The following is a 24,862-nucleotide window of genomic DNA, read 5'->3' as shown; positions in this document are numbered from 1 at the left end:
CGGGCGGTCAGCGGTCCTCGACGAGGCGGGCGAAGTCCTGTTCGTTGCGCTCGGCGCGCTTCACGTACCAGCGGGCGAGCAGCACGAGTGGCGGGTAGACGCCGAAGCCGAGCACGCCCCAGACGAGCCCGGGGTTCTGCGGCCGCACCGCGAACACCAGCGGCAGCGGACCGACCAGCAGCACGAGGACGGCGAAGACGGTGAGCCCGGCGAGCAGTTGGCTGCGCATGAGGGAGCGCACATAGGTGTGGCCCAGGGTGGTCTGCTCGTCGATCTCGGTCCGGGGGCGGTAGCCGGTGAACCCGCGGGTCCTCCGGGGCACCCCGGTGACGACGACACGGCGTTCCGTCGGATCCTGCGGCACGGCTGCCTCCCCAAGGCTCTGTGTCGCCAGAGACTAGGGCCTGTCCGGCGGATCTGGTCGCCTGCGAGGTGCCTGCGTCTTTCGGTCCTGGTGAGCGGGGTCCTGGTGGGAGTCGGCAACCTACGACAACGCCACTGGGGTCCCAGGTCCCCCCTGGCCCTTGAGGCCTTGGGGGAGGGCGTGCCAGGACCCCGCGTCCCAGACAAGATCCGCCGGACAGGCCCTAGTCCCGGTGGCGCAGGAGGAGCATGGCCGCGTCGTCGTGGAGCGGGCTGCCGGCGTGGCGCATCAGATCGCCGCGCAGTGCTTCGAGCGCGGCTTGCGGGTCGGGGCCGGTCAGCAGGTGGAGGCGCCGGGACAGCGGGTAGAAGGCGCCCGCGCGGTCGCGGGCCTCGGTGACCCCGTCGGTGTAGAGCAGCAGCTGGTCGCCGGGGCCGAAGTCCACCTGGCGCGGCTCGGGTCCGTCGCCCGGGGACAGGCCGAGGCCGAGCGGCGGGGCGTACTGCGGCGGCTCGGGGAAGTGGACCGCGCCGTCCGCGCGCAGCAGGGCGGGCAGCGGGTGCCCGTAGTCGAGGAACACCGCTCCCCCGTCGGGGACGAGTTCGGCGATGAGGGCGGTGACGAACTTCTCGTCGCGCAGGGCCCGTTCGGCCGCCCGCTCGACGCGCGCGCCGACGCCCTTGAGGTCCAGCTCGTCATGCGCGGCCTCCCGGAACGCGCCGAGGACGGCGGCCGCGGTCTCCACCGCCTCCAGGCCCTTGCCCTGCACGTCCCCGATGATGACCCGCACACCCTCGGGCGCCGCGACCACTTCGTACAGATCGCCGCCGATCCTCGCCTGGGCGACGGCGGAGGTGTACGAGACGGCCGCCCGCAGATGTCCGGCGCTGCGCGGCACGGGGCGCAGCAGGACGCGCTGGGCGAACTCGGCGATCGAGCGCACCCCGGCGAGCTCGGCCTCGCGGCGCGCCCGCATCACGGCGGCGGCAACGCCCGCGACGGTCACCCCGACGACGGAGGCGAGCGCGGCGAAGCCGCGGCGCTCCTGGAACAGGCCGTTGTGGATGCCGAGTCCGCAGCCGGCGAGCAGGGCCACGGCGCCCACGGCCACGGGCCGCCGCCGGCTTCCGACCAGGCCCGCGAAGGCGGGGCCGAGCGAGACGAGGGCGAGCAGTCCGACGCCGGGACCGGCGGCCACGTCGACGACGGCGACCACGGTCATGACCGCGTACGGGAGGACGTAGAGCACGCCGGTGCCCGTTCTTCGCGCCATGGCCGTCCCACCCCTTCCGGTACGGAGTGCCGCCGTGCCCTCCCCGTCCCCGGTGACAGGCGTTCCGAATCACCCCGCCCACGATATGGATGGCACACACAAACGTGCCTATGTATCCTAGGTTTTAACCTAGGAAGCCTAGGAACGTCGGTTCCAGGGCGGAAGACAGCGACGACGGGGGTACGGGGCACATGGCACGTGCGGGACTCACAGCCGACCGGGTCACGGCGGCGGCCGCCGATCTGGCGGACGAGATCGGGTTCGACAACGTCACCCTGTCGGCCCTGGCACGGCACTTCGGCGTGAAGGACGCGAGCCTGTACTCCCACGTCAAGAACGTGCGGGACCTGCGCACCCGGGTCGCGCTGCTGGCCGGCGGCGAGCTCATCGACGAGATCGCCGTCGCGGTGGCGGGCCGGTCGGGGCGGGACTCCCTGATGGCGTACGCCGACGCGTACCGGGCGTACGCACTGGCCCACCCCGGCCGGTACGCGGCGACCCAGATCCGGGTGGACCCGGCGGCCGTCGCCGACTCGCCCGCGATGCGGCGGACCGTGGAGATCACCTACGGGATGCTGCGCGGCTACGGGCTCGCCGAGCCGGATCTGACCGACGCGGTACGGCTGCTGCGCAGCACCTTCCACGGCTACATCAGCATCGAGGCCCAGGGCGGCTTCCACCACGTACGCGACGTGGACACCTCGTGGCGGCGGGCCGTCGCGGCCCTGCACGTCCTTCTCGAACACTGGCCGGCCTCACCCACAGAGGAAGCGAACCATGCCTGAACTGCGCGTACCCGGCGCGACCCTGTACTACGAGAAGCGCGGCACCGGTCCGGTGCTGCTGATGATCCCCGGCGGGGGCGGGGACGCCGCCTCCTTCGACCTGGTGGGGGCCGACCTGGCCGACCGGTTCACCGTCGTCGCCGTCGACCCGCGTGGCAAGTCCCGCAGCGCCGCCGGTGAGCGGGGCCGGGACCAGCGGGTGGAGGTGCACAGCGACGACATGCACCGGCTGCTCGCCGAAGTCTCGCCGGGCGAGCCCGCCTTCGTCTTCGGCAGCAGCTCGGGCGCGATCATCGCGCTCGACCTGCTGGCCCGGCACCCGGAGCGGCTGCGGCTCGTCGTGGCCCACGAGCCGCCGACGCTGGGGCTGCTGCCCGACGCGGACCGGTGGCGGGCGGCCTTCGCGGACGTCGTCGAGGCGTTCGGCCGCGACGGCCTGGAGGCGGCGATGACCGCGCTCGGCGCGGCGGCGGGTCAGGAGGGCGCCGACGAGCCGGACGACGAGCGGGACGTAGGCACTTCGGTGAGCGCGAGCGCCGAGCGGTTCCGGCGGATGCGGGAGAACATGCCGCAGTTCCTGGAGCGCGAACTGCGCCGGTTCAGCGGGCACATGCCGGACATGGACGCGCTGGCGGCGCACTCCGGGCGGCTGGTCCCGGCGTGCGGGCGCGCTTCCCGGGATCTGCTGCTCGCCCGCCCGGCGGCGGTGCTGGCCGAGCGGTTCGGCACCGGGCTGGTCGAATTCCCGGGCGGCCACGTCGGTCTGAGCACGCATCCGGTCCGTTTCGCGAAGGTGCTGCGGCGGACGCTGGCGGCGGCCATGGCCGAGGACGTGGTGTAGCGGCTGGGACGGGCTCACGAAAAAGGTCTGGACCAGATGGTTGACCGACTGGTCCTCCACGTACGGCCACACCAGGGCCGACGGGCAGTGGTGGACCTTCGACGACACCTGGTCGATCGGCAGGAAGACGGCCTACCTCAAGTCGAAGGGGCTGCTCGGCGCCATGGTCTGGGAGATGTCCGGCGACACACCTGGCGGCACCCTGATGAGCGCGCTGGCCGGGGGCTCGGCTGAGGGGCCCGGCGCGGCTCCGGCAGCCAGGCCCTAGCCGATGGTCCGGAACGCGAGCACCGCGTTGTGGCCGCCGAAGCCGAACGAGTCGCTGAGCGCGATGTCGCCGTCCAGCGGCAGTGAGCGCGGGCTGTGGCGTACGACGTCGAGGGCGATCCCGTCCTCGACGTCGTCGCACCCGGCCGTGGGCGGGACCAGTCCGTCCCGCAGCGCCAGGACCGTGGCGACGGCCTCCACGCCGCCCGCGCCGCCCTGGAGATGGCCGAGAGCGCCCTTGTTGGCGGTGACCGGGACGTCCGGGGTGTGGGCGCCCAGGACCCGGCGCAGGGCCCGCGCCTCGGCCCGGTCGCCCTCGACCGTGGCGGTGGCGTGGGCGTTGACGTGGACCACGTCCGCCGCCGTGGCGTCCGCGTCCGCCAGGGCCGCCCGCAGCGCCACCTCGATGCCACGTCCGCTCGGCTCGGGGGCCGCCATGTGGAAGGCGTCGGCCGAGAGACCCCTTCCGGCGGCCTCGCAGTAGATGCGCGCGCCCCGCGCCCGGGCGTGCTCCTCGGCCTCCAGGACCAGCACGCCCGCGCCCTCGCCGAGGACGAATCCGTCCCGCTTCTTGTCGAACGGGCGGGACGCGGACTCCGGTTCATCGTTGCTGGTGGAAACGGCTCTCATCGCGGCGAAGGACGCCAGGATCGCCGGGGTGATCACGGCTTCGGTGCCGCCCGCCACCACCAGGTCGACGTGTCCGTCACGGATACGGTCCATGGCGTGCCCGATGGCTTCGGTGCCGGAGGCGCAGGCCGACACCAGGGTGCTCGCCTCGCCCAGGATGCCGAGGTCGATGGAGATCTGGGCGGCGGCCGAGGACGGCACCAGCATCGGCGCGGTGTGCGGCGAGACCGCGCGCGGGCCCCGCTGCTCAAGCCGCCGCTGGGCCTCGACGAGCACCGGCGCGCCGCCGATGATCGTCCCCAGCGACACCCCGGTCCGGGCGGGCAGCAGCCCGCTCTCGCGGGCGCCCTCCAGGTCCAGGCCGGCGTCCCGCCAGGCCTCGCGCGCGGCGAGCACGGCCAGTTGCGCGGACCGGTTCATCCGCCGCGCCAGGGGCCTGGGCAGCAGGTCGGCCGGGTCCACCGCGGCCCGGGCGGCAAGCCGTACCGGCAGCGCGTCGAAATCCTCGTCCTCCAGCAGCCGCACCGCCGACCGCCCCGAGAGCAGCCCCTGCCAGAGCCCGGGCACGTCCGCTGCGAGCGGGGTGAGCGCGCCGAGGCCGGTCACCACGACCCGCCGTCTGCCGGTGCCGGGGCCCTCGGGCTCGGTCACGTCGGCCGGGTCGACCCGGCCCACCCGCACCACCTGGCGCTCGCGCCGGTCCAGGAGGCGCTCCTGGTCGGGGCCGCCGCCCACCGGGCGCAGGACGAGCCGGGTCCGGGCCTCGCTCGCGGGCGCGGTGCGCGTCACGACGTGCCAGCTGTCCACGCCGGTCGCGACCACGTCGCCCGGTACGAGTTCTCCGGTGGTGAGGAGGCAGCACTCCCCGCCCATGACCGACTCTTCGCTCATCGCCGCTTCCTGGTTCGCACGTGTGAACGGCTCCAGGGCATCACTTCAACCCTAAGAAGTCGATAAAGCGATCTGGGAACATCTTGCCCGTCCCACCTCGCACCAGCACCTCGGCGGGCCGGGCACCCCATCAGGCATCCGACCCGCTTCCGTACAGTCCGACCAGTCGGTACGGTCCCGCCATGCCCGCCGTGACCGAACACGTTCCGCCAGTCCACGGCCACTGCGACGCCCGCGCGGTCGCCGCGCTCCACGGGATCTTCGTCCGGCGGGGCCGCTGCGGCGACCGCCGCATCCTGGCGCCCGAGGCCGCCGAGCGGGTCCGCGAGGGCCAGGGCGCCTGCCGCGACCGGGTGGTCGGCGCGGGCTTCGCGCACGGGACCGAGCTCGGCCTCGGCCTGTGGCTGAGCGGCCCCAGTCCGCGCGCGGTCGGCCACGACGGCTACGGCGGCCTGGCCGACCCGGAGGCGGGGATCTCCCTCGGCTGCGTCATGAACCGCATGGGGTCCCACATCGCGGACGACCCGCGCACGATGGCGCTGGTCGAGGCCGTCTGCAGCGCACTGTGAACCCCGGGCGCGGCGCTCAGGGGCGGCCCGCCTCCGGGACCGCCTCGCCGCGCCGCACCGGCTCCGGCGGGGTGCCGTCCCCGAAGGGCCGGCCACCCAGCTGCTCCCGGTGATGGGGTGTCAGCCAGCCGGACAGATCGGGGCCGACGGGCACGATTCCGGTCGGGTTGATGCCGGACTGCACGATGTAGTAGTGCCGTTTGATGTGGTCGAAGTCGACGGTGTCGCCGAAGCCCGGGGTCTGGAAGAGGTCCCGGGCGTAGGCCCAGAGCACCGGGTCCTCGATCAGCTTGTTCCGGTTGCACTTGAAGTGCCCGTGGTAGACGGCGTCGAAGCGCACCAGCGTGGTGAACAGACGGATGTCCGCCTCGGTGATGGTGTCCCCGACCAGATAGCGGCGGTCCGCGAGGCGCCCGGAGAGCAGGTCGAGCCTGCGGAACACATCGCGGTGGGCGTCCTCGTACTCGCGCTGCCCGGTCGCGAAACCGGCCCGGTACACCCCGTTGTTGAGGTCGCGGTAGACACCGTCCATCACCTCGTCGATCTCGTCGCGCAGCTCCTCGGGGTACAGGTCGGGTGCGCCCGCCCGGTGCAGCTCGCGCCACTCGGTGGCGAGGTCCAGGGTGATCCGCTGGAAGTCGTTGGTGACCAGCTCCCCGCTGGGCACGTCCACGATCGCCGGGACGCTGACGCCGCCCGAGTAGCCGGGTTCGCGCGCCTCGTACGCCTCGCCGAGGTAGCGGATGCCGAGCACCGGGTCCCGGCCGTCCGGATGGAGGGTGAAGCGCCAGCTGCGGTCGTCCTGGATCGGGTCGGCCACCGCGAGCGAGAGCGCGTCGTCCAGGCCGAGGAGCCGTCGGGAGACCAGGGCACGGCTCGCCCAGGGGCAGGCCCGGCTGACGACCAGCCGGTAGCGGCCGTACTCGACGGGCCAGCCGTCGCGCCCGTCCCGCGTGATGCGGTCCACGAAGTGGCTGCGGGAGCGCTTGAACGGCTTGTTCCCGTATCCCGCGTTGCCGTCCGTGCCCTCCATGCCCGCCGTGTCGCTGTCGTCGGGGCGGCTCATCGCCGTCTCCTTCCCGCTGGACTCGCGTACTTTCTGCGAGCCTTCCCCCGAAGCGGGAGATCTCCCACGGGATGAGCCGCCCGGTCGAGCCTGTGTCCCCCGTCGGGGCGGGCCCAGGGCTGGGGCCTGCCCTAACTGAACGGGTCGAGCGTCAGATACGCCTGCCTCGGATCCCCGTCGTTCACCAGCGACTCGTGGTTGCCGACGTCGTCGAAGGCGAAGGCGTACGCCTTGCCGTCGGCCATCCGGGAATGGATCTCGCGGGCGTACTGGTTGGTCACCGCGTCCTGGTAGAAGGCGGCGGACCCGGTGTCGGGCTGGTTGGGGTTGACCAGCAGCGTGGAGCGGTTGTAGCCCGCGCAGAGGGTGCGCGAGATCGGGCCGCGCACCAGGTCGTTCGGGGCGTCGAGCAGCTTGTAGCAGCCGAAGACGCTGGCGGAGTCGGGCTTCTGGAAGCTGGTGACGACCGCGCCCGCGCTGTTGGTGAAGTTCATCGTGGAGCCGGAGACCCGGCCGAAGTACTTGGTGTTCGGCTGGTCGGCGAAGGGCGTGACGGTCAGCGTCGAGGTGCTGTACTTCTGCCAGACCCGGTTGATGTAGTCGTCGAGGACGGTCTTCGCCGGCGCCCCCGACTCGATGCCGTGGCCGGGGGCGAGCGCGCGCAGAACCGTTCCGTCGGGCCGGGTCTGGATCAGGTCGGCCCAGCCGCCCGGCTTGCCCTTGAGCGCGGTGAAGATGCCGTTGTAGCCGCCGGGCTTCAGATGCCCGGTCGACTTGGTGGTGCCGTCGGCCGTCTTCACACCGACCGCGTACGGGGCCGAGACCATGTCGACCTGGGTGCTGTTGATCCACAGTCCGGCGTCGTTGAGCGTGTACTCGGACCAGTTGAAGAGGATGTCCCGGTTCGGGTCGCTCGGATTCTGCACCGCCGGCTGCACCAGACCGCCCGTGGTGAGCTTGAAGACGAGCTTCTGGCCGTACGAGAAGTAGACGCGGCCGGAGAACTTGGGTATCCGGATGGTCGTCGACTGCCCGCTCGCCGGCCCGGCGATCGAGGCGTCGGGCGCCGGGGTGGGCGGGTTGCCCCCGGCCGGCCAGGGGTGGAAGGTGCCGTTGGCGTCGGCCCAGCCCTGCCGGCCGGTCGAGAGCTGCGTTCCGAGGTTGTAGATGTAGACCGGCTCACCGCGGCCGGAGTTGTTGGTCACGGTGAGCGGGATGGTCGAGGGCACGGCGGCGGTGGCCGGGGATGCCGCGCCGGTGGCCGTGAATCCCGCTGCGACGAGCAACGCGGCGACCAGGGGCGCCAGCGGTTTTCCTAGAGCGGACACGCTCCAACTCCTCATCAGATCGGCGACGTACGTGGGGGGCGCCGCGAGGGGGAACCACTTCTTCCACCTCGTGAGAGCGCTCTCAGAATCGTGGCCGGAAGGAGCCGTGTCAATGAGTGTGCGTCAATTAACTTGAGGAACAAGGGTGTTGGCGGGGCCGGATCGTTCACTTGCTGTCGCGGCCCCGCCCCTGTCCGATGCCGCGGCCCCCGTCACCTCAGGGCTACGGCCTCGGTGCCACCGAGACCACCCGGCCCCGGTCCACCCAGCCGCCGTGTCCGTCGCCGCCCGCCCAGGAGTGCACGGACGCCGCCGTGGCCGAGGGGCCCGCCAGGATGTAGTCGGCGTTGCCGTCCCCGCTGAAGTCCGCCAGCGACACCCGCGCGGCGTCGGTCGTGAAGCCGGTCGTGGTGGTGCCGAGGTCGACCCAGCTGCCCCGGCCGTCACCGCCCCGGTTGAGGAAGCCGCGGACCGCGCCGTTCGCTCCCACCACGCTGTAGTCGGGGCGGCCGTCGTCGTCGAGGTCGGCGAACCGCACCCGGCTCGCGTCGGCGGTCACCCCGGTGGCGACCCGGCCCCAGTCCGTCCAGCCGCCGTGCCCGTCGCCGCCCCGGTTGAGCCGCACCCGTACCTCGCCGGTGGCGCCGAGCGTGACGTAGTCGGTCCGGCCGTCGCCGTCGAAGTCCGCGAACACCACATGGCTCGCGTCCTCCGTGGTGCCCTCGGTGACCTGCCCCAGTGCCTGCCAGCCGCCCTGCGGGGCGCCGCCCCGGTTGAGGTAGACGCGTACGGCGCCGTTCGTGTCCAGGGCCAAGCAGTCGGCGCGGCCATCGCCGTCGAAGTCCGCGAACCGCACCCGGGCCGGGGCGGCGGGCAGGCCCTGGACGACCCGGCCGAGCGACTTCCAGCCGCCGTGCCCCGCGCCGCCCCGGTTGAGGCGGACGGACACACCGCCGTGCCCGTCCAGCGTGAACTGGTCCGTGCGGCGGTCGCCGTCGAAGTCCGCCCAGCGCACGGAGTTCGCCCCGCCCGCCTCGGTACCGGCGCCGAGCGCGGGGCCGCCGCTCTCCCAGCCGCGCCGCCACACCGCGTCGAGCGGCTTGAAGAAGGACCAGGCCATCCGCCGGAATCCGGCGTCGTTGGGGTGGAGTTGGTCGACGAACTCGGCCGAGGTGAGCGCGGGCGGCTCCACATAGCGGAACTTCCGCCCGGCCTGGCTCTCGGTCTCCTCCAGCGCCTCGGCCCGTACGTTGAACGCCTTGGCGGGCTCCTCCAGGCCGCTCGTCGTGGGGATGAGGCCCATCACGAGGACGGTGACGCCCGGCTTGTCCGCGTAGATCCGGTCGACCAGGGCCGCCAGCCGGTCGGGGGCGTGCGGCAGATCGATGCCCCGGGCGATGTCGTTGATCCCGATGTGGAGCAGTACGACATCGGGCCGGGCACCCGCCATCCAGCCGTCGATGCCGTCGCGCAGCTGGTCGATGACGTAGCCGCTGTGGCCCTCGTTGGAGAAGTCGGCGAAGCTGCCGGAGGCCTTGGAGCCCACGAACCGTACGGTGTAGCGGCTTTCGAGCCGCATGATCTGCCACAGCGGGCGCCGGTAGGAGGAGAGGGTGGGGCTGCCGCCGCCCCAGGTGATCGAGTCACCCAGCGGCATCACCCGGAGCACCGGGGTGCCCTTGTGGTCGGCGGCCGAGGGGCTCGCGGGCAGCGTCGCCAGGGAGAGCGCGCCCGCGAGGGCGAGGAGACCGCGGGTCAACCGGATACGTCTCATGATCTTCCTCCAGCCGGAAAGGCGCCGGTGACGCCTTGTCTTGACGGGGCATCAGTTGTCACGGCAGTCATGGGATCACTCCGGACCACCGTCTCGCGCGTGCTTGTACAGCAGGAGAACCCGGCCGGAGCAGCGGACGACGCCGTGTTGACGCGCGCGGGACAAAGAACAACGGGCGTGGAACGCCCTCTTGCCCGCATGACAAGCCGCGCGCACGGTACTCGCAGGACGAGAACGCGCGGATTCCGCGCTCCAGCCCCCAACCCAGGAGGTGGCTTCGGATGACGGAGCCGATCAGCCCGGCCGTTGAGAAACCCGACACCGACGAATACCGCACCGGCACTTCGGGCACCACCCTGCAGTCCGCGCGGAGCGGTGCGGGTCAGCCACCGGCGACCCGGGGCCGGACGACGATCGCCGGGGGCGTGGTGGAGAAGATCGCCGGGCTCGCCGCGCGCGAGGTGCCCGGCATCCACGCGCTGGGCGGCGGATTCGCCCGTACCATCGGGGCGATGCGCGACCGGGTGCCGCGGGCGCGCGGCGCGGCCGTCAGCCGGGGCGTGAAGGTCGAGGTCGGCGAGCGGCAGACCGCCATCGACCTGGACGTGGTGGTGGAGTACGGCGTGAGCATCACGGCGGTCGCGGCGGAGGTGCGCGAGAACGTGATCGCGGCGGTGGAGCGGATGACCGGTCTGGAGGTCGTGGAGGTCAACATCTCGGTCGACGACGTCCACCTGCCGGACGACGGCGCCTCCGAGGCCTCCGAGGGCCGCGTGCAGTAGCGGGACCGGGCCGCCGGGGCCCGGCTCATTCGTTCGGGGCCGCCGAGGTGGCCCGGCGGCCCCGGACCCGGGAGGCTGGGGAGGACTCCGACCGCCCCGAGGAGAACCGATGGCCCCGACCCCGTACCGCTACGACGACCTGCGCGCCCTCTACGTCAACTGCACGCTCAAGCGCTCCCCCGAGGTCAGCAACACCGAAGGTCTGATCGACCGCAGCCGCGCGGTGATGGAGGGGAACGGGGTGGCCACGGAGGTGATCCGCGCCGTCGACCACGACATCGCGACCGGTGTCTGGCCCGACATGACCGCGCACGGCTGGGCGAGCGACGCCTGGCCCGAGCTGTACGAGAAGGTGATGGCGGCCGACATCCTGGTGCTCTGCGGGCCCATCTGGCTGGGCGACAACAGCTCCGTCGCCAAAGGGGTGGTGGAGCGGCTCTACGCCTGCTCCAGCCTGCTCAACGAGCAGGGCCAGTACGCCTATTACGGCCGGGTCGGCGGCTGTCTGATCACCGGCAACGAGGACGGCGTCAAGCACTGCGCCATGAACCTCCTCTACAGCCTCCAGCACCTCGGCTACACCATCGCGCCGCAGGCCGACGCAGGGTGGATCGGCGAGGCGGGGCCCGGCCCGTCGTATCTGGAGCCGGGCTCGGGCGGCCCCGAGAACGACTTCACCAACCGCAACACGGCCTTCATGAGCTGGAACCTGATGCACCTGGCGGCGATGCTCAAGCGGGCGGGCGGCATCCCCGCGCACGGCAACCAGCGGTCGGCATGGGACGCGGGCTGCCGGGACGACTTCGCCAACCCCGAGCACCGGTGAAGTCCGGGCGGCACCGGGGGCTCAGATCGTCCGAAACGAATCGGTGGAGCGCCCCCGGGTCGGCCGCGGCGGGCGGGGCCGCCGTTCCTCTCGGCGCCCCCGCCCGCCACGTACAGCTGCTGCCCCCGCCGGCTCAGCCGAGCCGGACCGGGATCTCCTGGTAGCCGAAGGCGATGAACGACGGCACCTGGCTCAACTCGTCGACGTCGGCGGCGAGTCGCAGGTCCGGGAAGCGGTCGAACAGGGTGGGCAGCGCTGCCAGCGCCTCCATCCGGGCCAGCGGCGCGCCGATGCAGCGGTGGACGCCGATGCCGAAGGCCAGGTGGTCGTCGGCGGCGCGGGTGGCGTCGAAGGCTCCGGCGTTCTCGCCGTAGTGGGCCGGGTCGTGGCCGGCCGCCGCGTAGGTGGTGACGATGGCGTCGCCCGCCGGGATGGTGACCCCGTCGACGGTGATGTCGGTGACGGCGAACCGCAGCGGCAGGGTGGCGATGGACGGGTGGACCCGCAGGACCTCGTCGATCACGTTGTCCCAGCTGATCTCGCCGGAGCGGACGGCGGCGAGCTGGTCGGGGTGGTGGAGCAGGTCGACGACGGCGTTGCCGATGAGGTTGACCGTGGTCTCGAAGCCGGCGCCAATGACGAGCAGCAGCGTGTAGACGAGCTCGTCGTTGCTGAGCCGGTCACCGTCCTCGTCCCGGACCTTGATCAGCTCGGTGGTCATGTCGTCGCCGGGCACCTCGCTCTTGAACGCGATGAGCGACGGCAGCACATAGGCGATCTGCTTCTGGACGGACTCGGCGTGCTCGGGGCTCGGGTCCGAGGTGTCCATGATGGCCGCGATCAGCCGGGCCATGTCCTTGACCAAGTAGCCGGGTACGCCGAACAGTTCGCAGATCAGCCGCATCGGCAGCGGGTGCGCGTAGGCCGCCTTCAGGTCGACCGGCTCGCCGGATGCGGCCGCCTCGGCCAGCTCGTCGAGCAGCTCGGCGGTGATCTCCTCCACCCGGGCGCGCATCGCCTCGGTGCGCCGGGCGGTGAAGCTGGGGGCGACCAGCTTGCGCAGCCGGGTGTGGTCGGGCCCGTACGTGGAGAGCATGTTGATCACGCCGACCCAGCCCAGGATCCACCCCCAGTCGGGGTGCTCGGCGAGCTCGGACCACAGCCCCCAGTGCTGGCGCGGGTCCTTGCTGACCCGGGGGTCGAGGATCAGGGACTTGAGGGTGTCGTAACCGGTGGGCGCCCAGGCGGGGATGCCCCCTGGCAGCTCGACGGGCACCACCGTGCCGAGCGCGCGCAGCTTGGCGCTCTCGGCGGGGATGTCGGCGCCGAACGGGTCGAGGGGCACACGCGAGGACGGGGTCATGCTCGTTCTCCTGGCTGGTCGGGGGTGCGCGGGGTGAAGCGGACGGGCAGCGACGTGAGCGAACGGTGGAACGGGCCGGGGCGCCAGGTCAGGCGCCCGCGCTCGGTGGTGGGGTCGAGGTCGGGCAGCCACTGGGTGAGCCGCTCGATGGCCTCGGTGGCGATCAGCAGGGTGTGCTGCTTGACCGGGCAGCCGTGGTTCCCGGCGGACCAGGACAGGTGCGAGGCGTCGTGCGGGTGGTGCGCCCCCGCGAAGTCGTGCTCCGCGAAGTGGCCGATGGCGCCGAAGGAGACGACCACCGGCACGGCGGCCTGGATCCACACGCCGTGGAAGCTCAGCGACTCACGGGCGAAGTGGATGCCGTAGTTGGAGAGCGGGGTCTCGTACCGCAGCACCTCGGCGACGGCGTCCGTGACCGGGCGCGAGCCGCTGGTCAGGGTCGAGTAGTAGGCGGGGTTGCCGAGGATGCGCGACAGCGCGTTGGAGACGAGGTTGGCGGTGGGCTCGTGGCCCGCGCCGAGGGTGAGGAACACCTGCCAGGCAACCTCCTCGGGGGTGAGCGCCGCCGGGTGGTCCAGGAGCCGGCTGGTGACGTCGTCGCCGCGCCGCTCGCTCTTGGCCGCGACGAGTTCCAGGACGTAGCGGCCGTACTCGGCCTCGCCCCGCGCCGCCTGCTCGCCGCCCTCCATCATCTGGCCGAGGGAGTCGTTGAGGCGGCCGCTCTCGCTGTCGGGCAGGCCGAACAGGTTGTTGAAGATCAGCGCCATCAAGGGGCGGGCGAACTCCGTGACGAGGTCGGCCCGCCCGGCCGGTCCGAACCGGTCCACCAGGATGTCCACCGCCCGGTGCACCCGCTCGCGCAGGTCGTGCGGCTCGACCAGGTCGAAGGCGTCAAGGAGGGTGCGCCGGTAGCGGATGTGGGCGTCGCCGTCCGCGAAGAGCGCGTTGGGCCGCCAGCGCATCATGCCGAGGATCGGCGAGTCGGCGGCGACCGTGGCCTCCCAGGGCCTGGGGTCGTGCGACCACGTGTCGGGGTCGTGCAGCAGGTCGAGCGCGGCCCGCCGGTCGGTGACGACGTACGCGGGGACGCCCGGGGCGAGTTCGGCCCAGCCGACCGGGCCCTGGGCGCGCAGCGCCGCGTAGTAGGCGTGCGGGTCGGCGGCGAAGCCGTCCTCCCACAGCCGCACCGGGGCGGAGAGCGAGAAGGCGGCTGCGGGGGCGGGGTAGGCGGGGTGCGCGTTCACCGGGTCTCCGGGCGGTTGCGGGCGATCAGGTGCTGGACGAGCGCGAGCAGCGCGTCGATGGAGGAGTTGGTGTCGCGGGCGTCGCACGTCACCATCGGGGTGCCGGCCTCCAGGTCGAGCGAGCGGCGCAGCTGTTCCTCGGTGTACGGGCGGGAGTCGGGGAAGGTGTTGAGCGCGACCGCGTACGGCAGTCCGGTCTCCTCCACCAGGCCGAGCACGTCGAAGGAGTCGTCGATGCGCCGGGTGTCCACCAGGACGAGCGCGCCGAGCGCCCCGTAGGCGATGTCCGCCCACAGGGAGCGGAAACGTTCCTGCCCGGGGGTGCCGAAGAGGTAGAGCACCACTCCCCCGCCCAGGCTGATCCGCCCGAAGTCGATGGCGACCGTGGTGGTGGTCTTGTCCCGGACGCCGGCCAGGTCGTCGACCCGGGCGGACGCCTCGCTCAGGTGCTCCTCGGTGTGCAGCGGGCGGATCTCGGAGACCGAGTCGATCAGGGTGGTCTTGCCCACCCCGAACGGCCCCGCGACCAGGATCTTCACCAACTCGCGTGCGGTGTCGGGCAGATGGATCCCACGGGCCCCGGCGGCGCCGGTGGGGCCGGGGCTACTGCTTGAGGGCGCGGAGGCCATCGGCCACTCTCTTCAACAGATCGGGGGCGGGCAGTGCGGCGACGGGGATCGGCGGGCGGGCGCTCACCAGACCCTGGTCGATCAGCTCGGCGGCCAGCACCCGGACGGCGGAGACCGGCAGTTCCAGGAGCGCCGCCGTCTCGACGACGGTGAGCGAGCCGCCGTCCAGCACGTCGAGCAGGGCGTGCTGGGCGGCGGGCAGTCCGGCGGGTTCCGGCCCGCCTCCGCCGGTCAGCACGGACAGCCGCTCCAGGCTGTTGCGGCTGGGCCGCGCGACGCCGCCGGTGGACAGATAGGCGGGGACCAGCGGACGGCCGCCGCGGCGGCCCGTCATACGTGGGTGGCGCCGTCGGCTCCGCGCGGCGCGGCCGCCATGGTCTTCTCACCGAGCCGGGCCACCTGGGAGTGGACGCGGTGGGCGAGCAGGTCGAGCCGGACCTCCGGGTCGCCGTAGGCGGCCACACAGGTTCCGTGCGCGGTCGGCGCGACCAGGATGTAGCCGTGGTCCGACTCGATGACGACCTGGCGGATACGGGCGTCCTCCTGGTCCGCGAAGGCGGCCGCGGCGGTGCGGCAGGCGCCCTGCACGGTGCTCATGATGGCTGCGGTGCGCTCGGCCGACGCCTGGGAGAGGGCCTTGGTGTAGCCGGAGACGAGGCCGTCCCGGGTGAGCAGGACGGCGGCCTGGACGTGCGGGATCTCCAGGATCGCGTCGAGCACCCACGCCGTTTCGCCGGTAGTGCCGCTGTTCATCGCGGTTCGTTCCCTTCGGTGGGGGCGGCGGAGCGGGCCGCGGCGGTGCCGGACTGCAGTGCGCCGAGCGCGGCGGCCGACTCCTCGGGGGTACGGGCGGGCGCCGCGGCCGTCTCGGCGGGCAGCGCGGCCCGGGCGCGGCGGCGCCGCTGAGGCAGCGCGTCACCGTCGGGCGCGGGCTCATGGGTGATCGGGCCGGTGTCGTACGCGGCGGCCACCTCTCGTGCGTACGGCGCGGCAGGCTCCAGGGCGGGCTGCTCGTCGGCCGTGCGCGTGGAGCGCGGCGCGGCGGCGGCGGGCCGCCGCCGGGCCGGGTCGATCCGGCTCAGCAGATGGTTCTTGACCAGGAGCACCGCGCGGACACCGCCGTACGGCGAGGGCGAGGACAGGTCCACCGCGAGGTCGAACTGCCGGGTCAGCTGGCCGATCGCGGCCAGGCCCATCCGGGGCGGGTCGCCGAGCTCGGAGAGCAGGATCGGCTCGGTCCCGGCCACCATCCGCTGGGCGTAGGCGCGTTCGTCGGGGCTCATGCCGACCCCGGCGTCGTCGATGGTGACCGAGACGCCGTGGTGGGCGCGTTCGAGGTTCACCACGACCTCGGTGTCCGGGGCGGAGTGGCGCAGCGCGTTGTCGAGCAGCTCGGCCACGATGATCGCGACGGGCTCGACGGCGTGCGAGACGAGCGCGGTGCCCGGCTCCAGATGGTTGTGGACCCGCACCCGGTGGTAGCCCACGAGCCGGGACTGGCCGCCGGTCACCGCGTCCACCAGGTGCGACTCCTCGCGGGCCAGACCGACCCAGGCGCCGCAGACCACGGCGGTGACCTGGGCGCGCCGCAGCGACTGCTCGTTCTCGTGGTCGAGGGCGAAGAGCGTCTGGGCCAGCTCGGGGTCGTCGTAGCGCTGCTGGAGTCCGCGCAGCTGGTCCTGGAGACGGTAGAGCCCGGCCTGGATCTCCCGGGTGGCGCCGCGCATGCCTGCACGGGCGGCGGCGTCGACGCGCTTGCGCTCCTGCGCCACGGCGGCCGCGATCCCCTCCAGGACGCCGTCGAGGCCAGCGCCGAGTTCGGTGCCCGCGAGGTCCGGGTGGAGGGGGCCGGGCACCTGCACGTGCGGATGCGCGGCCCGGGTCGCCTCGGCCGGGACGCGCCGCTGGGCGAGATGGGCCACCTCGGCGGCGTACGCCCGGGACAGCCGGCCCATTTCGGCGCGGGCGCCGTCCCCCTGGGAGCGCAGCCCGGCGATCTCCTCCTGCTGCCGGGCTCCCCGGCGCCGGGAGCGCAGCAGCCCGCCCGCCAGCACGAACGCGGACAGGGTCCCGGCCGCCAGGCCTCCGGCGGCCAGGTCCGGTATCTCAATCATCTGATGGACCTTCAGGGGAGATCGGGAGAAGGGGCATGTGGACGACCGCCCCGGGAGGCGAACGTGGCCAGTACACACTGTCATTGACCGGTCCCGCACTGTTTTACACGAAGATCCTTTCGAACCTGAACGCGGGAGTCCGATTCTGTACGAAACGTCAGCGTGTCGGGACTGACACCTGCCCACTGTTGGTTGAAGAAGTTGCGGACCCGGTAGCGGCGGCGCCGCGACTCGCCGCCGTACTCCTCCTCGCCGTCTGCGTGTCCCCCTCCTATCGGCCACCGGCACCCCGGTGTTGAACCGGATCGGCGGGCGGGCCCCGTTCGGCCCTCGCTAGGCTGGACGGACGCCACCGCCGCACCGCACGGAGGAGACTTGGAGATCCGGACCGCTCAGGAGCAGGCCTGGGAGAACAAGATCGACAAGGGGTTCAACGTCACCGACGTGCCGCTGGAGTTCGGCCTGCTCACGGCCGAGGTGGGCGAGGCGTTCACGGCCTGGCGCAAGCGTCTCCCGGACTTCGGCGAGGAACTGGCCGACGTCTTCCTCTATCTGGTGGCGCTGGCGGAGATGAACGGCGTGGACCTGGACGACGAGGTCGCCCGCAAACTGGAGAAGAACCGCCGCCGCGCCTACGTACGCGACGAGCGTGGAGTCCTGATCCGGATCACGGAGGGCTGAGGTCTTACGTGTGGGCCGCCGCCCAGGCCGCGAGCTCGGCGCGGGCGGCGCTCAGCAGCTGGGCGGAGGGGTCGGTGGCCCCGTCGGTGACCAGCGCGAAGTGGACGTCGCCCGCTTCGGGTGCGGTGAGCAGCAGGCGGCGGCTCCCGGTGCCGCCCGGCTCGGGCGCGACGGCTACCGGGGTGTGCGCCGTGTAGGCGGGCGGGCCGGAGGCGGCGCCGAGGTCGGAGACGACGGTGGTGGCGAACGAGGCCGGCAGATGGAGTTCAGTGGGCGCGGCCACGCCGTTCGAGCGCCACAGGAGCAGTCCGTAGCGGCCGGTGCCGACGAGCTGGGCCACATGCGGGAGCGCGGCCGGAACGGGGTTCCAGCTCAGCGTGGTGGAGCCGTCGCGGGAGCGGTCCTCGTAGGTGAAGGCGAGGACGCGGCCGGCCGTGGCCCCGGGGTAGAGGCGGTCGAGCAGCCGGGCGTCCTGCCGCGGCACCGGTACGCCGGAGTCGTCCAGGCGCACGGCCGAGAGGTCCTCGTCGTTCCAGGCGTCGCCGGAGGTCAGGACCTTGCCGGGGTTGCCGTTCATGAGCTCGTGGTGGCGGCCGCTGTACAGGTCCCACTGCCACTGGGTGCCCGACAGGACCGGCCCGGACGCCAGCGGGTCCGACCACCAAGTGGCCCCCGGCAGCCGGGAGTCCAGGCCCTGGTACATCGCCTTGAGGACGCTCGGCGCCTTGTCGGAGACGGTTCCGGTGAGCGGATGGCCGAACTCGCTGACGACGGCGGCCGTGCTCGCGGCGGCGGCCCGGTCGCGCACGGCGCCGAGGTCGCGTGCGTACTGGCCGTCGCCCGCCTTGCCCCACATGAAGACGCCGGAGATCGCCTTCTGGTCGTAGAAGTGGGTGTTGAGGACATAGCGCGGTCCGAGGGGGCCCGTGTCGAGGAGTCCGCCCTCCTGCCGCTGGAAGTCGAGATTGGCGTTCCAGAAGAGGTTGGGCTCCACATACGCGGGTTTGGCCTGCCACCCCGCCGCGTCCATCCGGGCCCGGAAGCGCGTATAGAACGGCCAGAGCACGTCCCGCTCCCAGGTGCGGCTGGTCTGCCCGGTGTCGTAGCCGCCCGCGTACGGCTCGTTGTACGGGTCGAAGCCGGCGACGGCCGCGAACTCCTCGGCGGTGAGGTGCTCGGCGAGGTAGGCCAGGGTGGTCCCGGCGGTGGCGAGGAAGGCGTCCTGGATGCCGCGCGCGTTGTGCCAGAAGTCGTACGACGCGCGCTTGACGGCCTCGTTCTGGGTGATGTTCTGGCCCCAGAACAGGCAGATCCCGCAGGACTCGTGCGGATAGCCGCCGGCCGCGACGACCCAGGCGGGGGCGCCGTCGCCGGTGTACCAGCTGCCGCCGTCGAAGAGGTGGCGGGAGAACAGATCCTGGTGGAAGTCGGGCAGCACCCGGATCCCGGCGTCCAGGAAGGCCCGCATCTGCTCGGTGACGGCGGCGAGATAGCCGCGGTCCACCTGGCCGCGTACGGGTTCGGCGGACGCCCAGGAGAGCAGGAACCGTACGGTGTTGGCGCCGCCGAGGGCGCGCACGGCGGTCGCGGAGGCGCGGGCGTCGGCGACCGAGGCGAACGGCAGCCCGCCGTGCTCGGCCAGTTTGGTCTCGCCGGAGACGTTGTAGCCGCGCAGCACCACCTCGCGGCCGAGCCCGTCGATCAGGCGCCCGTCCTCGACGGTGAGCGCGGACGCGCTCGCCCCGTCGAACCACTGGGCGCCGGGGAGCCCGTCGGCGGCCGAGGGCGGGGTGCCTCCCGCCGCGAGGAGCGCGGCGAGGAGGACGAGGACACCGAACGGACGCGTCCACGACTTTGGCATGCCCATTACCATCAGGGCGGCCAGGAGCACAGTCAACCCTCCGGAAGCCCCGCACCCCCTGAGGGGCGCGGGGCTGCGACATTTGCGGCTCCGCCACGTGGGCGCGGCCAGCCACGCACGGTCCGCGGCCGACCAACCACAACAGCCTCAGCGACGACCGAACACCGCGACCGTCCGGGCCGGTACGGTGAACGTGCCCGAACTCGCCTCGTATGACGCCGACTTCACCGTGGCATCACCGCCCGCCGCCTGCACGGGGTGCAGCACGTACCCATGGCCCGTCAGGTCCGCGACCCGCTGGGCCTGCCGGTCCGGGGTCGCGTTGAACACGACCACCAGCTCCCCGAGCCGCATCGTGATCACACCCGGCGTCTCGTCCCTGCCCGAGAGCGGGAACGAGAGCGCGGACTGCACCTGGGCCGCGGTGGCCGGACGGAACGCCGGATCGGTCGTACGGATCTTCAGGAGGTCCCGGTAGGCGGCCGAGGCGGACGTGATCTCCGGGCACCCGACCGCGAGCGTCGACGCCGTCAACAGGGGCTTCGCATAAGCCCACTTGGACTGATTGTCCGCCGCCGGAGGCAACCCGCGGCCGAGGCCGTTGCCGGCCGCGCAGTCCCAGTGGATCGCGTTGAACCAGTCGCCGCTGTCGAAGGAGTTGCGGTCCAGCGACTTGGAGCGCAGCAGATCCGTACCGGCCTGGGAGAGCGCCGGCCCCTGCGAGAGCGCGGCGGTCGCCAGCGCGAGCACCTGCATCCTGGCCCGGTCGGCCGCCGGGGTGGAGCGCGGCAGCTTGAACGCGAGCGCGTCGTACAGCGACTCGTTGTCGTGCGCGTCGGTGTAGGCGAGCGCGTCGCCCGGAGCCTCGGCGTACCCGGCCGGGGCGCCGTTGTAGTCGACGTCCGCGCCCTTGACCGTACGGCCCGAGGTGTCGGTGAAGGTGTATCCGGCCAGGTTGCCGGAGAGGCCGACCTTGATCAGGTCCTGGTAGTGCAGCAGCCGGGCCCGCTGTTCGGCCGGGGTGCCGTTGGCCGCCGAGGAGTTGGGGTCGGTGTAGAGGCCTGAGGCGAAGCCCTGGACGCCGGGGTCCTCGTCGAAGGGGCCGCCGCCGCGCACCGCGTCGCGCGCCCGGTCCGAGAAGGTCGCGATGCCGGTGCCCGCCATGTTCTTCTGGGTCGCCTGGACGAACCGGGCGTCGTCGGCGACCTCGCCGAAGTTCCAGCCCTCCCCGTACAGGATGATCTTCTTGCCGTCGACGCCGTCCTTGTCGGGCGTCAGAGCGTCGAGCGCCTTGCGGACCGCGAGGATGTTGGCCTTGGGGTGGTGGCCCATCAGGTCGAAGCGGAAGCCGTCGACCTTGTACTGCTTCGCCCAGGTGACCACCGAGTCCACGACGAGCTTGCCCATCATGGCGTTCTCAGGCGCGGTGTTGGCGCAGCAGGTGGAGGTGGCCACGGCGCCGTCGGCGAGCAGCCGCTGGTAGTAGCCGGGCACGATCTTGTCGAGGACCGACTTGTCGGCCTGGCCGCTCGCCACGGTGTGGTTGTAGACGACGTCCATCACCGTGCGCAGCCCGGCGCCGTTGAGGCCCTGGACCATCTGCCGGAACTCGACCGTGCGCCGGGTCCCCTCGGGATCGCTGGCATAGGACCCCTCGGGCACGGTGAAGTGAAGCGGGTCGTAACCCCAGTTGTAGGCGTCCTTGGCGGCGGTCTTCGCCACGCACGCCTGCTGCTCCGGCGAGTCCGGCGCGTACACCTTGAGGTCACAGGCGGGGACGGCCTGGTCGGACTTCTTCTCCGGGATGGTGCCGATGTCGAACGCGGGGAGGAGGTGGACGTACGAAGTGCCGGAGCCGGCAAGCTCCTTGAGGTGCTTCATGCCGTCCGAGCCGGTGTCCGTGAACGCCAGGTACTGGCCGGGGTGGCGGGAGGTGGGGTCCGCGACCGAGAAGTCGCGGATGTGCAGCTCCTGGATCTGCGCGGCACGCAGCGGCACGGCGGCGGGCTTGCGCAGGGTCGCCCAGCCCTTGGGGGCGAGCTTCGGGTCGGCCAGGTCGACGACGAGACTGCGGGCCGAGTCGGTGGTGAGGGCGGTGGCGTACGGGTCGGTGACCAGGTTGGTGACGACCTTCCGGACACTGGGCGCCCACACCGTCACGGCATAGCGGTACGGCTTGCCCGACCAGCTCCTGGGACCCGTCACCGACCAGACGCCGGTCGCGTCGTCGCGGCGCATCGCGACGGTGTGGCCGTCGAGTTCGAGGGCGACCCGCTGGGCGGTGGGGGCCCAGAGCGAGAGCGTCGGACGCCCGCCGGTGAAGACCGGGCCGAGCGCGGCCTTGGTGGCCCGACCGCCGTAGACGTCGTCGAGGACGCCCTGGGTCTGGACGCCGGTGCCGGCGAGCAGCGCGCCGTTGGCGAGGCGCTGGGTGGCGACGATCTGCCCGGCGAGGGCCTGTCCGGCCCGGGCGCGGTCGCGCGGGTCGACGGTGAACGCCGCGTACTTCTTGAGGTGCGGGAACCTGGCCTTCTGCGCGTCCGTCAGACCGCCCGGCACGGGGGTGAGCCGCAGCCAGTGGCCGTCGCCGGTGAGGACGCCGTCCTTGACGGCGAGACCGCCCTTCGGCGCGTACACCAGCTGGTAGCTCGCGGCCGTGGCGCCCGTGTCCCAGGCGACGGTGTCACGGTCGATCCACTGCGCCCGCGACTTCGACAGGTCGAGGTCGGCGGCGGAGCCGGACGTCATGGGCAGAAGGTACTTCTCGACCCCGCCCAGGAGCCACACCTCGTGCGAGTACGCCGAGAACTCCAGGGAGCGGTCGGAGCCGAACTCCTTGGTGTCGCCCTTGTGGAGGATGTAACTCAGGCTCGACGCACCCTCCTTGAGGGGCACCTCGAAGACTGCGCCGAAGGCGTCGGTGCGCACCGGCGGAAGCGGGCTCGACCAGTCGGTGGGCGTCGCGGCCCCCGTCCAGGTGTGGATGCCCCAGCCGCCGTAGTCGCCGTCGGCGCGCTGGTAGTGGATGACGGCCTTGGCGGTGTCCTGCGGCGGATAGGTCCCGGCGGGCGGCGCGGTCATTACCGCGTCCTTGCCCTGCTCGACCCAGACCTCGCCGGTCCGGCCGACGTCGATGGTGCGGTCGGCGGTGACGTCCTTGTTGCCGTCCTTGTCGATGACGAGGAACCCGACGCTCGACGCACCCGGCTTGAGCTTGACGTGGGCGAAGGCGCCGTAGGCGTCGCGGCCCGTGAAGGCGTGGCCCGCGGGCCAGGTGGTGGACTCGCCGTCGGCGAGGTCGCCCCAGGCGTAGAGCCGCCAGTCGGTGTAGTCGCCCGCCGGGCGCTTGTAGTGGACCACCGCGTAGTCGCGCCGCGTCGCGGTGGGCGCCGGTTCTGCGGCGGGAGCGCCGCTGGTGGTCGCGGCGGTCGCGCTCGCGGTGCGCCCGGCCGAGTCGACGGCAACGGCCTTGTAGCGCAGGGGCGTTCCGGCCGCGAGGGTCGCGGGCAGATGCTGGACGACCTTGTACGGAGCGTGGTCGGCGGAGCCGATGACCTGCCACTTGCCGGTGCCGGTCTGGGCGGCGAAGACCACCCGGTTCAGCTGACCGCCGACGGTGTCCGCCGCGATCTCGACGTCACCGGTGGCGCCCGCCGCCGGGGCCTTGAGGGTGAGCGAGGGCCGCGCGGCGGGGGCGCCCAGAGGCTTGGCCGCCTTGTAGACGACGGCGGAGAGGGCGGGCACCCGCACCGAGACGCGGTGGTCGGCGGCGCTGGTGAGCGTGCCGGACGCGCCGTAGATCCCCGTGAAGGCGGTGTTCGCGGAGCCGGTCGCGAACTCGGCGGTCTTCTCCTCGGTCGCGTTGTTGACGGCGACGACGTACTCGGTCCCGGTCTTCGCGTCGGTGCGGGAGAAGGCGTAGACGCCCTTGCCCTGCGCCGCGTACCGCTCGCTCTGCACACCGTCCGCCAGCGCCGGGTTCTGCCTGCGGAGCTTGGAGAGAGCGGCGATCGCCTTGTAGAGCGGGTGCTCCGGATCGAAAGCACTGCTCGCATGCGTACGGGTCGTACCGATCTGGGCATCGTCCAGATAGTCGGCGACCTTGGACGGGAACATGGTCTGCCGGGCGTCCTTGTCGCCGCCCGCACCCGTGAAGCCCTGCTCGTCGCCGTAGTAGACGACGGGGTTGCCCCGGCTGAGGAACATCAGCTCGTGGGCGAGCCTGTCGCGCCGCAGCAGTTCGGCGGCGTCGGCCCGCGGGTTGTCCTGGACCAGGAAGCCGCCGATCCGGCCCATGTCGTGGTTGCCGAGGAAGGTCACCTGCTCATAGGCGTTGGCCTTGTCGGTGGTGTAGCGGTAGTCCTGGCCGAGGGCCGCGGCCAGGTCGCCCGCAGGGCCGCCCTGCGAGACATAGCTGCGCATGGCCTGCTGGTAGGGGAAGTCCAGGGTCGCGTCGAGTCTGCCCCGGGTGACGTACGGGGAGGTCACGGACGGGTCCGCGGAGTACACCTCGCCGTAGATGAAGAAGTCCTTGCGCCCGCGCTTCGCCGCGTAGGCGTCCAGGGCGGTCGCCCACTGGGTCCAGAAGTCCATGTCGACGTGCTTGACCGTGTCGACGCGGAAGCCGTCCACGTCGAAGTCCTTCACCCACTTCTCGTAGATCTTCTCCATGCCCCGCACGACCTCGGGCCGCTCGGTCCACAGGTCGTCGAGCCCAGAGAAGTCCCCGTACTCCGCGCTCTCACCGGTGAAGGTCGAGTCGCCGCGGTTGTGGTAGAGCGTGGGGTCGTTGAGCCACGCCGGGACCTTGGCGTCCTTCTCGGCTGCGGGCACGGTCGGCGTGTACGGGAAGGATCCGGGCCCGACGGCCGGGAAGCCCTTGCCGCCGGCCGCGTAGGCGCTGTCGTCGAACGGGGTGCCGTCCTTCGTCAGATACGGGAACGCGCCCTTGGAGAGGTACTGGGAGCTCTGCCCGGTGTGGCCGATGACGTCGGCGGTGTGGTTGGTGATGACGTCGAAGAAGACCTTCATGCCCTTGGCATGGGCCTTGTCGATCAGCCGCGCCAGATCGGCGTTGGTGCCGAAGTGCGGGTCGACCTGGGTGAAATCGGTGATCCAGTAGCCGTGGTACCCGGCGCTCTGATCGGCGCCGGTGCCCTGGACCGGCTTGTTCTTGAAGATCGGCGCCAGCCAGATCGCGGTGCTGCCGAGCCCCTTGATGTAGTCCAGCTTCTGCGTCAGGCCCTTGAGGTCGCCGCCCTGGTAGAAGCCCTTGTCGGCCGGGTCGTAGCCCGTCACCGAGCGGCTGCCGGTCAGGCCGCCCGTGTTGTTGGCGCCGTCGCCGTCGGCGAACCGGTCCGGGAGGACGAAGTAGGGCTGTTCCCGGGTGAGTTCGTGCCGGGCGGGCTCGGCGGCGAGCCGGGCGTCGGACGGCGGGGCCGGGGGCGCCGCCGGCGCCGGATGCGCCGCGGGCGCGGCCGACGCGAGCAGCGCGAGGGCCACGGCGGCGGTGACGGCGGTTCGGCGCGGAGAGCCGATCACGGGACGTACTCCTTCTACAGGGGGCTACGGGGT

The 24,862-nt window shown here is 72.4% G+C and carries 20 protein-coding genes and 1 pseudogene; 7 read left to right on the top strand and 14 right to left on the bottom strand.

What is annotated here, in order from left to right; translation table 11 throughout:
• Positions 1-7: 7 nt before the first annotated feature.
• Both ACZ499_RS12110 and ACZ499_RS12105 read right to left on the bottom strand, forming a co-directional pair.
• Complete coding sequence (locus ACZ499_RS12110) at positions 8-364, bottom strand: hypothetical protein (protein WP_468674193.1); 357 nt, start codon at positions 362-364, stop codon at positions 8-10.
• Between the two features lie 223 nt (positions 365-587).
• Positions 588-1,637, bottom strand: coding sequence for a PP2C family protein-serine/threonine phosphatase (locus ACZ499_RS12105; RefSeq protein WP_468674190.1), 1,050 nt, complete (start codon positions 1,635-1,637; stop codon positions 588-590).
• Positions 1,638-1,828: 191 nt separating this feature from the next.
• On the opposite strand from ACZ499_RS12105, the gene ACZ499_RS12100 reads away from it, so the two are divergent.
• Genes ACZ499_RS12100 through ACZ499_RS12090 form a run of 3 tightly spaced genes read left to right on the top strand, consistent with a single transcriptional unit; the run spans position 1,829 to position 3,531 of the window.
• Positions 1,829-2,422, top strand: a complete 594-nt coding sequence (locus tag ACZ499_RS12100) for a TetR/AcrR family transcriptional regulator (RefSeq protein ID WP_468674187.1) — start codon at positions 1,829-1,831, stop codon at positions 2,420-2,422.
• Positions 2,415-3,263: an alpha/beta fold hydrolase gene (locus ACZ499_RS12095; RefSeq protein WP_468674184.1), complete on the top strand. Its 849-nt coding sequence runs from the start codon at positions 2,415-2,417 to the stop codon at positions 3,261-3,263. Before ACZ499_RS12100 ends, ACZ499_RS12095 begins: the two co-directional genes overlap by 8 nt.
• Positions 3,196-3,531, top strand: coding sequence for a glycosyl hydrolase family 18 protein (locus tag ACZ499_RS12090; protein ID WP_468674545.1), 336 nt, complete (start codon positions 3,196-3,198; stop codon positions 3,529-3,531). Before ACZ499_RS12095 ends, ACZ499_RS12090 begins: the two co-directional genes overlap by 68 nt.
• Here the strand turns inward: ACZ499_RS12090 and ACZ499_RS12085 are convergent.
• Positions 3,528-5,051: a beta-ketoacyl-[acyl-carrier-protein] synthase family protein gene (locus ACZ499_RS12085; RefSeq protein ID WP_468674180.1), complete on the bottom strand. Its 1,524-nt coding sequence runs from the start codon at positions 5,049-5,051 to the stop codon at positions 3,528-3,530. The genes ACZ499_RS12090 and ACZ499_RS12085 overlap by 4 nt on opposite strands.
• A 92-nt stretch (positions 5,052-5,143) precedes the next feature.
• On the opposite strand from ACZ499_RS12085, the pseudogene ACZ499_RS12080 reads away from it, so the two are divergent.
• A pseudogene (locus tag ACZ499_RS12080) lies at positions 5,144-5,620 on the top strand (serine hydrolase); the annotation flags it as partial.
• Positions 5,621-5,636: 16 nt separating this feature from the next.
• Here the strand turns inward: ACZ499_RS12080 and ACZ499_RS12075 are convergent.
• The 3 genes from ACZ499_RS12075 to ACZ499_RS12065 form a co-directional block, all read right to left on the bottom strand.
• Entirely contained in the window at positions 5,637-6,686 is a 1,050-nt protein-coding gene (locus ACZ499_RS12075) for a glutathione S-transferase family protein (protein WP_468674178.1), read from the bottom strand.
• 131 nt (positions 6,687-6,817) lie between these two features.
• Complete coding sequence (locus ACZ499_RS12070; RefSeq protein ID WP_468674543.1) at positions 6,818-7,984, bottom strand: glycoside hydrolase family 64 protein; 1,167 nt, start codon at positions 7,982-7,984, stop codon at positions 6,818-6,820.
• Positions 7,985-8,237: 253 nt separating this feature from the next.
• On the bottom strand, positions 8,238-9,788 hold the full coding sequence (locus tag ACZ499_RS12065) for an FG-GAP-like repeat-containing protein (RefSeq protein ID WP_468674176.1): 1,551 nt from the start codon (positions 9,786-9,788) through the stop codon (positions 8,238-8,240).
• A 281-nt stretch (positions 9,789-10,069) separates the two neighbouring features.
• On the opposite strand from ACZ499_RS12065, the gene ACZ499_RS12060 reads away from it, so the two are divergent.
• Entirely contained in the window at positions 10,070-10,570 is a 501-nt protein-coding gene (locus ACZ499_RS12060) for an Asp23/Gls24 family envelope stress response protein (protein WP_385537628.1), read from the top strand.
• Positions 10,571-10,679: 109 nt separating this feature from the next.
• Complete coding sequence (locus tag ACZ499_RS12055) at positions 10,680-11,396, top strand: flavodoxin family protein (RefSeq protein ID WP_468674174.1); 717 nt, start codon at positions 10,680-10,682, stop codon at positions 11,394-11,396.
• Between the two features lie 133 nt (positions 11,397-11,529).
• Here ACZ499_RS12055 and ACZ499_RS12050 read toward each other — a convergent pair whose 3' ends face one another.
• Genes ACZ499_RS12050 through ACZ499_RS12025 form a run of 6 tightly spaced genes read right to left on the bottom strand, consistent with a single transcriptional unit; the run spans position 11,530 to position 16,746 of the window.
• Entirely contained in the window at positions 11,530-12,759 is a 1,230-nt protein-coding gene (locus tag ACZ499_RS12050) for a cytochrome P450 family protein (protein ID WP_468674172.1), read from the bottom strand.
• Positions 12,756-14,003 (bottom strand): cytochrome P450 family protein, encoded by a 1,248-nt coding sequence (locus ACZ499_RS12045; RefSeq protein WP_468674169.1) that lies wholly within the window; start codon positions 14,001-14,003, stop codon positions 12,756-12,758. Before ACZ499_RS12045 ends, ACZ499_RS12050 begins: the two co-directional genes overlap by 4 nt.
• Positions 14,000-14,632, bottom strand: coding sequence for a GTP-binding protein (locus tag ACZ499_RS12040; RefSeq protein WP_329396516.1), 633 nt, complete (start codon positions 14,630-14,632; stop codon positions 14,000-14,002). Before ACZ499_RS12040 ends, ACZ499_RS12045 begins: the two co-directional genes overlap by 4 nt.
• Positions 14,607-14,966, bottom strand: coding sequence for a DUF742 domain-containing protein (locus ACZ499_RS12035; RefSeq protein ID WP_190091195.1), 360 nt, complete (start codon positions 14,964-14,966; stop codon positions 14,607-14,609). The genes ACZ499_RS12040 and ACZ499_RS12035 overlap by 26 nt, the downstream gene beginning before the upstream one ends.
• The gene (locus ACZ499_RS12030; RefSeq protein ID WP_385537610.1) at positions 14,963-15,385 is read right to left on the bottom strand and encodes a roadblock/LC7 domain-containing protein; all 423 of its coding nucleotides are present in this window, start codon (positions 15,383-15,385) and stop codon (positions 14,963-14,965) included. The genes ACZ499_RS12035 and ACZ499_RS12030 overlap by 4 nt, the downstream gene beginning before the upstream one ends.
• Positions 15,382-16,746 (bottom strand): ATP-binding protein, encoded by a 1,365-nt coding sequence (locus ACZ499_RS12025; protein WP_468674165.1) that lies wholly within the window; start codon positions 16,744-16,746, stop codon positions 15,382-15,384. Before ACZ499_RS12025 ends, ACZ499_RS12030 begins: the two co-directional genes overlap by 4 nt.
• 375 nt (positions 16,747-17,121) lie before the next feature.
• Here ACZ499_RS12025 and ACZ499_RS12020 point away from each other — a divergent pair, with 375 nt between their 5' ends.
• The gene (locus tag ACZ499_RS12020) at positions 17,122-17,427 is read left to right on the top strand and encodes a MazG-like family protein (RefSeq protein ID WP_468674163.1); all 306 of its coding nucleotides are present in this window, start codon (positions 17,122-17,124) and stop codon (positions 17,425-17,427) included.
• Positions 17,428-17,431: 4 nt separating this feature from the next.
• Here ACZ499_RS12020 and ACZ499_RS12015 read toward each other — a convergent pair whose 3' ends face one another.
• Both ACZ499_RS12015 and pulA read right to left on the bottom strand, forming a co-directional pair.
• A complete protein-coding gene (locus tag ACZ499_RS12015; RefSeq protein ID WP_468674161.1) occupies positions 17,432-19,288 on the bottom strand; it encodes a cellulase family glycosylhydrolase in 1,857 nt (618 codons plus the stop codon).
• Between the two features lie 147 nt (positions 19,289-19,435).
• The gene (gene pulA, locus ACZ499_RS12010; protein ID WP_468674542.1) at positions 19,436-24,826 is read right to left on the bottom strand and encodes a pullulanase-type alpha-1,6-glucosidase; all 5,391 of its coding nucleotides are present in this window, start codon (positions 24,824-24,826) and stop codon (positions 19,436-19,438) included.
• Positions 24,827-24,862: the final 36 nt, after the last annotated feature.

Source organism: Streptomyces sp. NPDC031265, from assembly GCF_055570295.1.
Note: the sequence above shows the minus strand (reverse complement) of the source record. Positions and strands in the feature narration are given on the sequence as shown.

Excerpts from the sequence above, each read along its gene's own strand:
- ACZ499_RS12105 (WP_468674190.1), bottom strand. The coding sequence starts at position 1,637 with ATGGCGCGAAGAACGGGCACCGGCGTGCTCTACGTCCTCCCGTACGCG.
- ACZ499_RS12100 (WP_468674187.1), top strand. The coding sequence starts at position 1,829 with ATGGCACGTGCGGGACTCACAGCCGACCGGGTCACGGCGGCGGCCGCC.
- ACZ499_RS12095 (WP_468674184.1), top strand. The coding sequence starts at position 2,415 with ATGCCTGAACTGCGCGTACCCGGCGCGACCCTGTACTACGAGAAGCGC.
- ACZ499_RS12085 (WP_468674180.1), bottom strand. The coding sequence starts at position 5,051 with ATGAGCGAAGAGTCGGTCATGGGCGGGGAGTGCTGCCTCCTCACCACC.
- ACZ499_RS12075 (WP_468674178.1), bottom strand. The coding sequence starts at position 6,686 with ATGAGCCGCCCCGACGACAGCGACACGGCGGGCATGGAGGGCACGGAC.
- ACZ499_RS12065 (WP_468674176.1), bottom strand. The coding sequence starts at position 9,788 with ATGAGACGTATCCGGTTGACCCGCGGTCTCCTCGCCCTCGCGGGCGCG.
- ACZ499_RS12060 (WP_385537628.1), top strand. The coding sequence starts at position 10,070 with ATGACGGAGCCGATCAGCCCGGCCGTTGAGAAACCCGACACCGACGAA.
- ACZ499_RS12055 (WP_468674174.1), top strand. The coding sequence starts at position 10,680 with ATGGCCCCGACCCCGTACCGCTACGACGACCTGCGCGCCCTCTACGTC.
- ACZ499_RS12050 (WP_468674172.1), bottom strand. The coding sequence starts at position 12,759 with ATGACCCCGTCCTCGCGTGTGCCCCTCGACCCGTTCGGCGCCGACATC.
- ACZ499_RS12040 (WP_329396516.1), bottom strand. The coding sequence starts at position 14,632 with ATGGCCTCCGCGCCCTCAAGCAGTAGCCCCGGCCCCACCGGCGCCGCC.
- ACZ499_RS12035 (WP_190091195.1), bottom strand. The coding sequence starts at position 14,966 with ATGACGGGCCGCCGCGGCGGCCGTCCGCTGGTCCCCGCCTATCTGTCC.
- ACZ499_RS12030 (WP_385537610.1), bottom strand. The coding sequence starts at position 15,385 with ATGAACAGCGGCACTACCGGCGAAACGGCGTGGGTGCTCGACGCGATC.
- ACZ499_RS12025 (WP_468674165.1), bottom strand. The coding sequence starts at position 16,746 with ATGATTGAGATACCGGACCTGGCCGCCGGAGGCCTGGCGGCCGGGACC.
- ACZ499_RS12015 (WP_468674161.1), bottom strand. The coding sequence starts at position 19,288 with ATGCCAAAGTCGTGGACGCGTCCGTTCGGTGTCCTCGTCCTCCTCGCC.